The sequence below is a fragment of the Kitasatospora sp. NPDC101108 genome (assembly GCF_055584725.1).
Window position 1 is genome coordinate 26486 of sequence record NZ_JBVJLM010000003.1, and the last position, 12610, is coordinate 39095.

Here is a 12610-nt window from a genome sequence, read left to right on the forward strand (position 1 = left end):
CTCATTCGCTCCCGCGGCTGGCGTCAGCGAGCGCGTTGGCGCCACCGACGATCTCGCTGATTTCCTGGGTGATCTCGGCCTGACGGGCCGAGTTGGCAAGCCGCGTGAGCGACTTGATGAGCTCGCCGGCGTTGTCCGTCGCGCTCTTCATCGCGCGGCGGCGGGCGGCGTGCTCGGAAGCGGCCGACTGCAGCAGCGCGTTGTAGATCCTGCTCTCGACGTACCGCGGCAGCAGCGCGTCCAGGACGCCCTCCGCCGACGGTTCGAAGTCGTACAGCGGGAAGATCTCCGACTTGGCCGGCGTCTGGTCGCTGAGCTGGACCTCGTCCAGCTTCAGCGGCAGCAGCCGCGCCTCCACCGCGTCCTGCGTCAGCATGGACACGAACTCGGTCGAGACCACGTGGAGTTCGTCCACGCCGCCGTCCTCGGTCGTGAAGGCCTCGATCAGCTCGGCCGCCACCGTCTTCGCGTCACCGTAGGTCGGCTTGTCCGAGAAGCCCGTCCACGAGTTCCCCACCGCCAGGTTGCGGAAGGTGTAGTACGACAGACCCTTCCGACCGACGATGTAGGTCACGACGTCCTTGCCCTCGCCGCGCAGGCGCTCGGTGAGCGTCAGCGAGGCCTTGATGGCGTTGGACGAGTAACCGCCGGCCAGGCCGCGGTCCGCCGTGATCAGCAGGACGGCCGCACGCTTGGCGTCCGGGTTCTCGGTGGTGAGCGGGTGCTTGGCGTTGGACCGGGTGGCCACCGCCGTCACCGCCCGGGTGAGCTCGTCGGCGTACGGAGCGGAGGCCGCCACCGCGCGCTGCGCCTTACCGATGCGCGCCGCGGAGATCATCTCCATCGCCTTGGTGATCTTCTTCGTCGCGGTGACAGAGCGGATCCGGCGCTTGTAGACCCGAAGCTGTGCTCCCATGGGTCGTTACGTCCTTTCCCTCGCTACCGGACTCAGGCCTGCTCGGAGAGCAGCTTGCCGTCGGCGGTCTGGTAACCCTGCTTGAAGGACTCGATCGCGCCGGTCAGGGCGTCGATCGTGCCGTCGGCCAGCACACCGGTCTCGACGATGCCGGCCAGCAGGTCCTTGTGCTGCAGGCGCACGAAGTCCAGGAACTCGCGCTCGAAGCGGCGGATCTCGGCGACCGGGACGTCGTCCAGCTTGCCGGTGGTGCCGGCCCAGATGGAGACGACCTGCTCCTCGACCGGGAACGGCTGGTACTGGCCCTGCTTCAGCAGCTCGACCATGCGCGCACCGCGCTCCAGCTGGGCCTTGGAGGCCGCGTCCAGGTCGGAACCGAAGCCGGCGAAGGCCTCCAGCTCACGGTACTGGGCGAGGTCCAGGCGCAGACGGCCGGCGACCGAGCGCATGGCCTTGATCTGGGCGGAGCCACCGACGCGGGAGACCGAGATACCGACGTTCACGGCCGGGCGGATGCCGGCGTTGAACAGGTCGGACTCCAGGAAGCACTGGCCGTCGGTGATGGAGATGACGTTGGTCGGGATGTACGCCGAGACGTCGTTGGCCTTGGTCTCGATGATCGGCAGACCGGTCATCGAGCCGCCGCCGAGGGCGTCGTTCAGCTTGGCGCAGCGCTCCAGCAGGCGGGAGTGCAGGTAGAAGACGTCACCCGGGTAGGCCTCGCGGCCCGGCGGGCGGCGCAGCAGCAGGGAGACGGAGCGGTAGGCCTCGGCCTGCTTCGACAGGTCGTCGAAGATGATCAGGACGTGCTTGCCGTCGTACATCCACTCCTGGCCGATGGCCGAACCGGTGTACGGGGCGAGGTACTTGAAGCCGGCCGGGTCGGAGGCGGGAGCGGCCACGATGGTGGTGTACTCCAGCGCGCCGGCCTCCTCCAGGGCGCCGCGGACGGACGCGATGGTGGAGCCCTTCTGGCCCACGGCGACGTAGATGCAGCGGACCTGCTTCTCCGGGTCGCCCGAGCGCCAGTTGTCGCGCTGGTTGATGATCGTGTCGACGGCCACCGCGGTCTTGCCGGTCTGGCGGTCGCCGATGATCAGCTGGCGCTGGCCGCGGCCGATCGGGGTCATCGCGTCGATGGCCTTGATGCCGGTCTGCAGCGGCTGCTTGACCGACTTGCGGGCCATGACGCCGGGGGCCTGCAGCTCCAGGGCGCGACGGCCGCTGGCGGCGATCTCGCCCAGACCGTCGATCGGGTTGCCCAGCGGGTCCACGACGCGGCCGAGGTAGCCGTCGCCGACCGGGACCGAGAGGACCTCGCCCGTGCGGCGCACGGTCTGGCCCTCTTCGATGCCGCCGAACTCACCGAGGACGACGACACCGATCTCGCGGGTGTCGAGGTTCAGCGCGAGGCCGAGCGTGCCGTCCTCGAACTTCAGCAGCTCGTTCGCCATGACCGAGGGCAGGCCCTCGACATGCGCGATGCCGTCCGCCGCGTCAGTGACCGTACCGACCTCTTCCACAGAAGCGGCGTCCGGCTGGTACGACTGGACAAAGTCGGCCAGCGCGTCCCGGATCTCCTCCGGACGGATCGTAAGCTCCGCCATCAGGCTTCCCTGCTCTCCTAGTTTGCGATCCTCGGCCCGCCATTGAGGGCCGCAAGTACTCGACTCTCGGCCGGGTCGTATGAACCGGCCGTACGATTTGCCGGCTCCTTGGGGAACCGGTTTCCCGACCGAGGGTCGGATGTGCTGCTGGTTGCTCAGCCTTCGAGCGACTGGCGAGCGCCTTCGAGGCGGCTCGACACGGTGCCGTCGATGATCTCGTCGCCGATCTGCACCCGGACACCACCGACGACCTCGGGGTCGACGTCGATGTTCAGGTGGACCTGGCGGCCGTACATCCGGCCCAGAGCACCGGACAGGCGCTCCTTCTGGGCGTCCGACAGCGGCACCGCGCTGGTGACCAGGGCCACCACGCGGCCACGGCGCGCGGCGGCGAGCTTCGAGTAGGACTCAAGGCCCTGCTCCAGGCTACGGCCACGCGGCACGTTCACGAGGGCGGTGACCAGCCGGACGGTACCGGCGTTGGCACGGCCGCCGAGCAGCTTGCCGACCAGCTGGGCCTTCGCGGCGGCGCCGGCCTTCGGCTCGCTCAGCGCGGCGCGCAGCTCGTGCGAGCCGCTCACCACCCGGCCGAAGCGGAACAGCTCGTCCTCGACGTCGTCCAGGACGCCCGCCTTGTCCGCGGCGATGACCTCGGCGTACGCGGCGAGCTCCTCGATCGCGTCCACCAGGTCACGCGAACCCGACCAGCGGGAGCGGACCAGGCCGGAGACCAGGTCCACGGCCTCGCCGGACACCTGACCGGTCAGCAGCGAGGTGATCAGCTGGGCCTTGTCCTGGCCCGACCGGGACGGGTCGGTCAGGACTCGGCGCAGCGACACCTCACGGTCCAGTACGGCCGTGACGGCGGTGAGCTCCTCGGCGAGCTTGGCCGCGTCCACCGTGGTGGAGTCGGTCAGGCTGTCGAGGTTCTGCCGGCCGGCGGCGAGAGCCTCGCGGCTGGCGCCGATCACTTGGCCGCACCCTGAGCAACGGCGGCCTTGGCCTCCAGCTCGTCCAGGAAGCGGTCGATCACGCCGCTCTGCCGGGTGTGGTCCTCAAGGGACTCACCCACGATGCGGGAAGCCAGCTGGGTGGCCAGCGAACCCACGTCCTGGCGCAGGGCGGCAGTCGCCTGCTTCTTGTCGGCTTCGATCTGCGCGTGACCGGCGGCGACGATGGCCTCGCGCTGACGCTGGCCCTCCTCGCGCATCTCGGCGAGCTGGGCGGCACCCTGCTCGCGAGCCTGCTCGACGATCCGGGCAGCCTCGTGGCGCGCCTCGGCAAGCTCGGCGCGGTACTGCTCAAGCAGGGCCTGGGCCTCGGCCTGAGCGGCCTCGGCGCGCTCCATGCCGCCTTCGATGGCGTCCCGGCGCTCCGCCAGCACCTTCTCGATGCTGGGGAGGAGCTTCTTGCCGAGCAGACCGAAGACGATGAAGAAGCAGAGCAGGCCGATAACGATCTCGGGCGTGTTGGGGAGAAGAGGGTTCATCTTCTCCTCAGCCGCGAGCTGAGCCACGATGCTCATTTCTGGACCTTCCTCGAAAGGGTCTGCGGCAGGATTACTTGTTGCCGAAGACGAACGGCATGACGATGCCGATGAGGGCGAGCGCCTCGGTCAGCGCGAAGCCGATGAACATGTTGGAACGGATGAGACCGGCAGCCTCGGGCTGGCGGGCCATGGCCTGGACACCGTTACCGAAGATCAGACCGACGCCGATGCCGGGGCCGATGGCGGCGAGGCCGTAGCCCAGGGAGGCGACGGAACCGTAGACAGTGCCCTCAGCGAGGATGCTCATTGACGTTGTCCTTTGCAGGGTGGTGAACCGGTGGTGATTGGCCACCGGGCGATCCGGGAGGTGGTTCTTGGGAGGGGCCGAGGGCCCCTGGCTCAGTGCGCCTCTTCCAGGGCACCGGCGATGTAGCTGCTGGCCAGCATCACGAAGATGTAGGCCTGCAGGAACTGGACCAGCAGCTCGAAGGCGGTCAGGCCGACGGCGACGACGAACGAGGCCGAGCCGTACAGCGCGCCCAGGGTCGGGCTGAGCAGGTACCAGGAGGCGATGGAGAACATCACGATCAGCAGATGGCCGGCGAACATGTTCGCGAAGGCTCGGACCGCGAGCGTGAACGGGCGCACGAAGATGTTCGAGAAGAACTCGATCGGCACCAGGATGAACATGACCCAGCCGGGGATGCCCGAGGGCCAGCAGAGGTTCTTGAGACCGCCGACGAAGCCGTGCTTCTTGAAGGTCAGCGTCATGTAGGTGATCCACACGACGGCCGCGAGGCCGGCCGGGAACGCGATCGTCGCCGTCACGGGGTACTGCGCGAACGGGATGATCGACATGATGTTCATCAACCAGATGAAGAAGAACATCGAGACCAGCATCGGGACGTACTTCTCGCCCTTCTTGCCGATCGTCTCCAGCACGATGGAGCGCTTGACGAAGTCGTAGCCGATCTCACCGACCAGCTGCAGCTTGCCCGGGACCAGGCGCGGCTTCGCGAAGGCGGCCCAGAAGAACACGACGACCAGGAGCGCGACGATGATCGACAGCAGCATCGGCTTGTTGAAGTCGATGCCGCCGACCGAGAAGATCGGCTTGAACTGGAACTCGTTCAGGCCCGGGGCCGGGAAGCCGCAGCCAGCGTCCCCGAAGTGGCAACTGCCTGAGGCGAGCGAGGACGTGAGTTCAGCACTCACCGCGGACTCCTTCGTCGTGACGCATGGTTACGGCAACCTCGGTGTGTCGGCGTGGCCTGCGACCACGGAGCGGCACTGGAACTTGATGGGTTTCTCGCCGACCCCGCGCGACGGCTTGCTGCGCGACCGCGGGATCATCGAAGACTGCGCGGATCCGGGGGGCGATCCGTCCACTGTCCGGACAGACCTGGCCTCTTCCCGTACTCCGTTGTTGCGACGGACGATAGCAGCCCGTCAGCGCGGCATAAACACCGCCCCCCTCGTTGGGGGGACAGTCAGGCCTCGTCACTGTTGACGACCCTTGTCGGAGGGCTTGTCGCCCTTTTTTTCCGAGGCGCCGGGGTCGACGTAGAAGGTCTTGGCCTTGAGCGCGCCGCGCACCTGGAAGCCCGTCCAGATCAGGGCGCACCCGAGCAGGGTGAACGCGAAGGCCTGCCGGTTGAACAGTTCGGTGTTCTTGAAGACCGCCAGCACGATGCCCACCAGCAGGATCTGGGTGGTGTACACCAGCAGCGCCGCAGCCATCATGATCTGCGGATTGGACCTGGTCAGCCGGTCGAGCGCGATCTGGCCGAAGCTGAAGAAGGCCATGACGAGCAGAGCGCCGAAGAGGGCTCCGAGCAGGCCCTTCCCACCGGCGACGGCGAAGGAGATCGCCATGGCGATGATCCCGGCGACCGCAGTGGGAATCGCGGCGCCTCGGAGGATCCGGGCGTCGGTGGACGGCATGTCGGCAGCTCCGGCGGCATGTCGATGTGGCGGGGGACGGGCACAGATGGTGGCGGGGTGACACCGGACCGAGTGGCCGCCGCCGGGCCGCCCGCGAGTGCGGCGGGCCCGTCGAGGGAGACCGACGAGGGACGGAAGTCCTCCACCTGTCAGGTCTTTCGGCGTGTTCTCGGTACTCGTGAACGGTATCACAAACTATTTGATGAGAGCTTTACCATGAATGTGTGGCTCCTGTCACACTGACGGCCCAGCCGTTACGCCGTGCGGGTGAGCCCATTTGACGTAACGTCAACTCCCCCGTCAGCGGCGGCCGGTGGCGCCGTGACGGTCGGAGGGCGCGGACGGTCCCCGGCTGGCTTCACCGAGAAGTTGCTTGTCCTTCGCCGACAGTTCGGCCATCGGGGCGGTGGCCGACCTGCGCCGGTACCGCGGCGGGACGAAGGACTGCACCGCCCGCGGGGCCCGCGGGCGGAACCGCGGGGTCAGCAGCACGACCAGGCCGACCAGGCAGAGCCCGGCGAGGGTCAGCACCACCGTGCGGCCGGTGTTGGTCACCGAGAAGGCGACCGTGCCGAAGGCGATCAGCGCGGCCCAGAAGTACATGATCAGTACCGCGCGGCTGTGCGAGTGCCCGACCTGGAGCAGCCGGTGGTGCAGGTGGCGCTTGTCGGCGGCGAACGGGGACTGGCCGGCCCAGGTGCGGCGCACCACCGCGAGCAGCAGGTCGGCCAGCGGCAGCGCGATGACCGTCAGCGGCAGCAGCAGCGGGATGTAGATCGGCACCAGGGTGTGCACGGTGGCGGTCTGCGAACCGGTCTCGCTGTTGATCAGGTCGGGGTCGACCCGGCCGGTGATCGAGATCGCGGCGACGGCCAGCATCAGGCCCAGCATCATCGAGCCGGAGTCGCCCATGAAGATCCGGGCGGGGTGCATGTTGTGCGCCAGGAAGCCCAGGCACATGCCGATCAGCAGCACGCTGAACAGCACGGCGGGGGCCGCGTCGGTGATCGCGTAGCCGTACCAGAGCCGGTAGCTGTACAGGAAGAACGCCATCGCGGCGATGCAGACCATGCCGCCCGCCAGGCCGTCCAGGCCGTCGATGAAGTTCACCGCGTTGACCATGACGACGACCAGGGTGACCGAGATGACCATGCCCTGGGTCGGGCTCACCGCGACCGAGCCGACGCCGGGCACCGGCAGGCTGATCACCGTGACGCCCTGCCACACCATCACGCCGGCGGCGATCATCTGGCCGCCCAGCTTCACCAGGGCGTCCACGCCCCACTTGTCGTCCAGCACGCCCAGCAGGAACATGATCCCGGCGCCGGACAGCAGCGCGCGGATGTCGCTGCCGCCGTTGAACACCTTGCTCAGGTTGTCCAGCTGCGAGGCGACCAGGATGCCCGCGCACAGTCCGCCGAACATCGCGATGCCGCCGAGCCGCGGAGTGGGCTCGCGGTGCACGTCGCGGGCGCGGACCGGGGGCATCGCGCCCGCCGCGATGGCGAACTTCCGGACCGGGCCGGTCAGCAGGTAGGTGACGGCGGCGGTGCAGAACAGCACCAGCAGATACTCACGCACCACTGGCCTCCTGCATCACTGTCGAACGGGGAGGTACCGAAGGTACTCCCCTGCCTTCCCGGGGTTCGAGGTGCGTCGCCACGGCACACACCTTATTGAGTCGGACGCCCGGGACGTGCATCGCGGTTCGCTCTCCCGGGTAAGAGATCCGGATGCCCGTGGCGCCGCCCTCCCTCAGCCCCGGTGGGCGAAGGTCGCCGCCAGCTCCCGCACCCGCTCCCCGACCGGCCCCGGCGCCTCCCCGGACAGCAGCCGGGCGATCAGCGCGGCGATCTCGGTGAGCTCCGGCGTGCCCATCCCCTGGCTGGTCACGGTGCCCGTGCCCAGCCGGATCCCGGAGGCCTCGGCGGCCGGCGCGGGGTCGTACGGCAGTGCGCACTTGCCGAGCAGCAACCCGGCCGCGGCGCAGCGCCGTTCGGCCTCCGCACCGGTCACACCGAGCGGACTCACGTCGGCGGTGACCAGGTGGGTGTCGGTACCGCCCGTCAGAGGGCGCATACCGGCCTCTGCGAGCCCCCTGGCGAGCGCCTGCGCCCCGGACACCGCCCGCTCCGCGTACGCCCGGTAGGCGGGCGTCCCGGCCTCCGCGAGGGCCACCGCCTTCCCGGCCACCTCGTTCATCGCCGCGCCGCCCTGGCTGAACGGGAAGACCGCCCGGTCGATCCGCTCCGCCAGCTCCGCGGTGGACAGCAGCAGGCCCCCACGCGGGCCGCGCAGCAGCTTGTGGGTGGCCGCCACCGTGACGTCCGCGTACGGGACCGGGGAGGGCGCCACCCCGGCCGCGACCAGACCGGTGGTCTGCGCGACGGAGGCGATCAGATAGGCGTCCACCTCGTCGGCGATCTCCCGGAAGGCCGCCCAGTCCGGGTGCCGGGGGTGGGAGATCGAACCCGCGACGATCGCCTTGGGGCGGTGCAGCCGGGCCAGCTCGCGCACCTGGTCGAGGTCGATCAGGCCGTCGGCCTCGCGCACGCCGTAGCCGGTGAAGTCGAACCAGCGGCCGGAGAAGTTGGCCCGCGAGCCGCAGCTGAGGTGGCCGCCGTGCTCCAGCGACATCGCCAGCACCCCGTCACCGGGCCGCAGGATCGCCGCGTAGGCCGCCAGCATCGCCGAAGTCGCCGACCTGGGCTGGACGTTGGCGTGCGGGGCGGAGAACAGTCCGCGCGCCCGGTCGATCGCCAGCAGCTCCGCGGCGTCGGCCAGCGCGCAGCCGGTGTGGTGCCGGCGGCCGGGATAGCCCTCGGCGTACTTGTCGATCAGCGGCCCGGTCAGCGCCGCCAGGACGGCCGGGCTGGTCAGGTTCTCCCCCGCCAGCAGCTGGATCGTCTCGGCACGCCGCTCGGCCTCGGCGGCCAGCAGGTCGGCGATCTGCGGATCCGCCCGGTGGAGCGCCTCGGACGCCCACGGGCGTCCCCTCGTCGTCGCGGTCGAAGCGGTCGCGGCATCGGTGACGGTCATGGCAGGGCTCCCGGGCGCTGCAGGGACGGTCCACCCAGCGTAGGACCGTCTCGGCCGCCCGGCTCGGCGACGCAGGGCCGTTCGGCCCCCCAGGGCCGCTCCCGGTACGCCCGTCAGCGCGGCGCCTGGACGCCGGTGAGCGCGGTGACCACCGGGTCGACCGCGTGGAATATCTCCTCGCCGCAGTTGCGGAACATGCCGATCGGGGCCCCGTACGGGTCGTCCACCTCGTCGGACTCCGGGGTCGCGGCCAGCAGCCAGCCGCGGAGCGCGGCGGCCGCCCGGACCAGGGCGCGGGCCCGCTCGGTGACGTCGGCGCCGCGGCGCGGGTCGGGCAGGGTTCCCGGGTCGATCGTCCGCACCAGGCGGGTGAACTCCTTCATCGTGAAGGTGCGCAGCCCCGCCTCGTGGCCCATCGAGATCACCTGGGCGCGGTGGTCCAGGGTCGCCGTGAGCACCAGGTCGGCCTCGACCACGTGCTCGTCCAGCAGCTCCCGGCCGGTGAAGCCGCCGCTGTCGGCGCCGTACTCGTCGAGCACGGTCGCGGCGTGGTCCTCCATCGGCGCGCCCTCGTGGCCCCAGGTTCCGGCGCTCTCCACCAGGATCCGCCCGGCCACCCGGGGGCTGAGCCGGGTGTCCAGCTCACGCCGGGTGAGCCGCTCGGCTATCGGCGAGCGGCAGATGTTCCCGGTGCAGACGAACAGGATCCGGAAGTGGTCCAGCGGCCTGGGGCCCACGCTCAGGTACGGCGCTATGCCGGGCCCGTCGTGGAGCGAGGCGGTGGGCGTCAACTTCCGGCCTCCAGGTCGGGGACGACCTCCCTCAGCTGCTCGATGCTGATCGCGCCCGCCCGCAGCAGGACCGGCACCTTGCCGGTGACGTCGACGATCGACGAGGCGGTGGCGTGGTCGGCCTGCCCGCCGTCCAGGTAGACCGAGATCGCGTCGCCGAGCTGGGCCTGCGCCTCGTCGCAGGTCGCCGGGGACGGCCCGCCGGTCCTGTTGGCGCTGGAGACGGCGAGCGGGCCGGTGGCGTTCAGCAGCTCGATGGCGACCGGGTGCAGGGGCATCCGGACCGCGACGGTGCCGCGGGTCTCGCCGAGGTCCCAGCGCAGCGAGGGCTGGTGCCTGGCGACCAGGGTGAGGCCGCCGGGCCAGAAGGCGTCGACCAGTTCCCAGGCCTGCTCGGAGAAGTCGGTGACCAGACCGTGCAGGGTGGTCGGCGAGCCGACCAGGACGGGCGAGGGCATGTTGCGGCCGCGGCCCTTGGCGGCCAGCAGCTCGCCGACGGCGTCCGGGGAGAAGGCGTCCGCGCCGACGCCGTAGAGGGTGTCGGTGGGCAGCACGACGAGTTCGCCGCGGCGGATGGCCGAGGCGGCCTCGCGCAGGCCGGTGGCGCGGTCCCCGGCGTCGGCACAGTCGTAGCGGCGGCTCATCGGTGCGGTCCCCTTCCGAAATGGCTCATGACGATCACGGCGGCCGTCACAGCGCGGCCTGCCCGGCGGTCGTGCTGTGCTCGATGTTCACGACCCGGCCCTTCGGGCGGTCGTACAGCGCTCGAATGTTCACGACCCGACCCTTCGGGCGGTCGTACAGCGCTCGAATGTTCACGACCCGACCCTTCGGGCGGTCGTGAAGCGCGGCCGGTTGTTCAGGTCGCGGTGGTCGGCGGTGTCCGTCCAGCCGCGCTCCTCGTTGAAGATCCACGGCACCTGGCCGCCCTGCTGGTCCGCGTGCTCGATGACCACCGCGCCGCCCGGGCGCAGCAGCCGGGCGGCGACCCGCTCGATGCCGCGGATGGTGTCCAGCCCGTCCTCGCCGGAGAACAGGGACATCTGCGGGTCGTGGTCGCGGGCCTCGGGCGCGACGTACTCCCACTCGGTGAGCGGGATGTACGGCGGGTTGGAGATGACCAGGTCGAAGCGGCCGTCCCAGGAGCGGTCGTCCTCGAAGGCCCGGGTGGCGTCCCCGGCGTGCAGGGTGACCCTGGCCCGGTCCGGGCTGGCCTCGATGTTGCGCCGGGTGTACTCCAGCGCCCCCTCGTCGAGTTCGAAGGCGTGCACGGTGGAGCGCGGCAGTTCCTGGGCCAGGGCGAGCGCGATGGCGCCGGAGCCGGAGCACAGGTCGACCACCAGCGGCTCGGCGACGTCCATGTCGCGCACCGCGTCTATCGCCCACTCGACGACCGACTCGGTCTCCGGCCGGGGCACGAACACCCCGGGGCCGACCTGCAGTTCGAGGTAGCGGAAGAACGCCCGCCCGGTGATGTGCTGCAGCGGCTCGCGCGCCTCGCGGCGGGAGACCGCCTCCCAGTAGCGGGCGTCGAAGTCGGCGTCCTTCACCGTGTGCAGCTGGCTGCGCTTGACGTGGTGGACGTAGGCGGCGAGTTCCTCCGCGTCGAAGCGCGGCGACGGCACGCCGGCCGCGGCCAACCGCTGGGTGGCCTGCGCCACCTCGGCGAGCAGCAGGTTCATCCGTACGACCTCTTGTTTCTGCGCTCCGGCTTCAGGCTTGCGTCGGGCTGGGGCGCGCCGGTCTCAGTTCTCTTGGGCCGCGGCGAGCTTGGCCGCCGCGTCCTTGTCGACGCAGGACTGGATGACGGCGTTCAGCTCGCCGTCCAGGACCTGGTCCAGGTTGTACGCCTTGAACCCCGTGCGGTGGTCCGAGATGCGGTTCTCCGGGTAGTTGTACGTCCGGATGCGCTCGGAGCGGTCCACCGTGCGGACCTGGCTGCGACGCGCGTCCGAGGCCTCGCGCTCGGCCTCCTCCTGCGCGGCGGCCAGCAGCCGCGAACGCAGGATGCGCATCGCCTGCTCCTTGTTCTGCAGCTGGCTCTTCTCGTTCTGGCAGGACGCCACGATACCGGTCGGCAGGTGGGTGATCCGGACCGCGGAGTCGGTGGTGTTGACCGACTGGCCGCCGGGGCCGGAGGAGCGGTAGACGTCGATGCGCAGGTCGTTGGCGAGGATCTCGACCTCGACCTCCTCCGCCTCGGGGGTGACCAGCACGCCCGCCGCGGAGGTGTGGATGCGGCCCTGCGACTCGGTGGCGGGGACACGCTGCACGCGGTGCACGCCGCCCTCGTACTTCAGCCGGGCCCAGACGCCCTGGCCGGGCTCCGAGTTGCCCTTGGTCTTCACGGCGACCGAGACGTCCTTGTAGCCGCCGAGGTCGGACTCGTTGGAGTCGATGATCTCGGTCTTCCAGCCGACCCGCTCGGCGTAGCGCAGGTACATCCGGAGCAGGTCGCCGGCGAACAGCGCCGACTCCTCGCCGCCCTCGCCCGCCTTGATCTCCAGGATGACGTCCTTGTCGTCACTCGGGTCGCGCGGGACCAGCAGCAGCCGCAGTTCCTCGGTCAGCTCGTCGCGGCGCGCTTCGGAGTCCTTCACCTCGGAGATGAACTCCGGGTCCTCCGCGGCGAGTTCGCGCGCGGCCTCGATGTCCTCGCCGGCCTGTCGCCACTGCCGGTAGACCCGGGTGATCGGGGTCAGCTCGGCGTACCGCTTGGCCAGCTTGCGGGCGTTGGCCTGGTCGGCGTGGACGGACGGGTCGGCCAGCCTCGTTTCGAGGGCGGCGTGCTCGACGAGGAGCTCTTCGACTGCCTCGAACATGG

14 protein-coding genes are annotated in these 12610 nt (G+C 70.2%); all 14 read right to left on the minus strand.

Annotation, left to right across the window (positions count from 1 at the left end; genetic code table 11):
• Position 1: 1 nt before the first annotated feature.
• Positions 2-916 (minus strand): F0F1 ATP synthase subunit gamma, encoded by a 915-nt coding sequence (locus ACZ6Z8_RS08480; protein WP_465607557.1) that lies wholly within the window; start codon positions 914-916, stop codon positions 2-4.
• A 32-nt stretch (positions 917-948) separates the two neighbouring features.
• Entirely contained in the window at positions 949-2523 is a 1575-nt protein-coding gene (gene atpA / locus ACZ6Z8_RS08485) for a F0F1 ATP synthase subunit alpha (protein WP_402818856.1), read from the minus strand.
• 155 nt (positions 2524-2678) lie between these two features.
• Positions 2679-3494, minus strand: a complete 816-nt coding sequence (locus tag ACZ6Z8_RS08490) for a F0F1 ATP synthase subunit delta (protein WP_465607558.1) — start codon at positions 3492-3494, stop codon at positions 2679-2681.
• On the minus strand, positions 3491-4048 hold the full coding sequence (locus ACZ6Z8_RS08495) for a F0F1 ATP synthase subunit B (protein ID WP_465607560.1): 558 nt from the start codon (positions 4046-4048) through the stop codon (positions 3491-3493). Before ACZ6Z8_RS08495 ends, ACZ6Z8_RS08490 begins: the two co-directional genes overlap by 4 nt.
• 34 nt (positions 4049-4082) lie before the next feature.
• Positions 4083-4319 carry an ATP synthase F0 subunit C gene (atpE, locus tag ACZ6Z8_RS08500; RefSeq protein WP_031074289.1) on the minus strand — a complete coding sequence of 79 codons (237 nt, stop codon included), beginning with the start codon at positions 4317-4319 and terminating at the stop codon, positions 4083-4085.
• Between the two features lie 92 nt (positions 4320-4411).
• Positions 4412-5227, minus strand: coding sequence for a F0F1 ATP synthase subunit A (gene atpB, locus ACZ6Z8_RS08505; protein WP_465607562.1), 816 nt, complete (start codon positions 5225-5227; stop codon positions 4412-4414).
• A gap of 285 nt (positions 5228-5512) precedes the next feature.
• Positions 5513-5956, minus strand: a complete 444-nt coding sequence (locus ACZ6Z8_RS08510; protein WP_402818848.1) for a hypothetical protein — start codon at positions 5954-5956, stop codon at positions 5513-5515.
• Between the two features lie 300 nt (positions 5957-6256).
• Positions 6257-7537: an MraY family glycosyltransferase gene (locus tag ACZ6Z8_RS08515; protein WP_402818846.1), complete on the minus strand. Its 1281-nt coding sequence runs from the start codon at positions 7535-7537 to the stop codon at positions 6257-6259.
• 174 nt (positions 7538-7711) lie between these two features.
• Positions 7712-8995 carry a serine hydroxymethyltransferase gene (locus ACZ6Z8_RS08520; protein WP_465607564.1) on the minus strand — a complete coding sequence of 428 codons (1284 nt, stop codon included), beginning with the start codon at positions 8993-8995 and terminating at the stop codon, positions 7712-7714.
• Between the two features lie 113 nt (positions 8996-9108).
• Positions 9109-9750, minus strand: coding sequence for an arsenate reductase/protein-tyrosine-phosphatase family protein (locus tag ACZ6Z8_RS08525; protein ID WP_465608401.1), 642 nt, complete (start codon positions 9748-9750; stop codon positions 9109-9111).
• Positions 9751-9782: 32 nt separating this feature from the next.
• Positions 9783-10430 (minus strand): L-threonylcarbamoyladenylate synthase, encoded by a 648-nt coding sequence (locus ACZ6Z8_RS08530; protein ID WP_465607566.1) that lies wholly within the window; start codon positions 10428-10430, stop codon positions 9783-9785.
• A 46-nt stretch (positions 10431-10476) separates the two neighbouring features.
• Complete coding sequence (locus ACZ6Z8_RS08535) at positions 10477-10605, minus strand: hypothetical protein (RefSeq protein WP_465607568.1); 129 nt, start codon at positions 10603-10605, stop codon at positions 10477-10479.
• Positions 10602-11468: a peptide chain release factor N(5)-glutamine methyltransferase gene (prmC, locus tag ACZ6Z8_RS08540; protein ID WP_465607569.1), complete on the minus strand. Its 867-nt coding sequence runs from the start codon at positions 11466-11468 to the stop codon at positions 10602-10604. The genes ACZ6Z8_RS08535 and prmC overlap by 4 nt, the downstream gene beginning before the upstream one ends.
• A gap of 63 nt (positions 11469-11531) precedes the next feature.
• Entirely contained in the window at positions 11532-12608 is a 1077-nt protein-coding gene (gene prfA, locus ACZ6Z8_RS08545; protein WP_465607571.1) for a peptide chain release factor 1, read from the minus strand.
• Positions 12609-12610 lie beyond the last annotated feature (2 nt).

What these genes read in the sequence shown, in the direction of transcription:
- ACZ6Z8_RS08480 (WP_465607557.1), bottom strand. Translation starts at nt 916, where the DNA reads ATGGGAGCACAGCTTCGGGTCTACAAGCGCCGGATCCGCTCTGTCACC.
- atpA (WP_402818856.1), bottom strand. Translation starts at nt 2,523, where the DNA reads ATGGCGGAGCTTACGATCCGTCCGGAGGAGATCCGGGACGCGCTGGCC.
- ACZ6Z8_RS08495 (WP_465607560.1), bottom strand. Translation starts at nt 4,048, where the DNA reads ATGAGCATCGTGGCTCAGCTCGCGGCTGAGGAGAAGATGAACCCTCTT.
- atpE (WP_031074289.1), bottom strand. Translation starts at nt 4,319, where the DNA reads ATGAGCATCCTCGCTGAGGGCACTGTCTACGGTTCCGTCGCCTCCCTG.
- ACZ6Z8_RS08510 (WP_402818848.1), bottom strand. Translation starts at nt 5,956, where the DNA reads ATGCCGTCCACCGACGCCCGGATCCTCCGAGGCGCCGCGATTCCCACT.
- ACZ6Z8_RS08520 (WP_465607564.1), bottom strand. Translation starts at nt 8,995, where the DNA reads ATGACCGTCACCGATGCCGCGACCGCTTCGACCGCGACGACGAGGGGA.
- ACZ6Z8_RS08530 (WP_465607566.1), bottom strand. Translation starts at nt 10,430, where the DNA reads ATGAGCCGCCGCTACGACTGTGCCGACGCCGGGGACCGCGCCACCGGC.
- prmC (WP_465607569.1), bottom strand. Translation starts at nt 11,468, where the DNA reads ATGAACCTGCTGCTCGCCGAGGTGGCGCAGGCCACCCAGCGGTTGGCC.
- prfA (WP_465607571.1), bottom strand. Translation starts at nt 12,608, where the DNA reads ATGTTCGAGGCAGTCGAAGAGCTCCTCGTCGAGCACGCCGCCCTCGAA.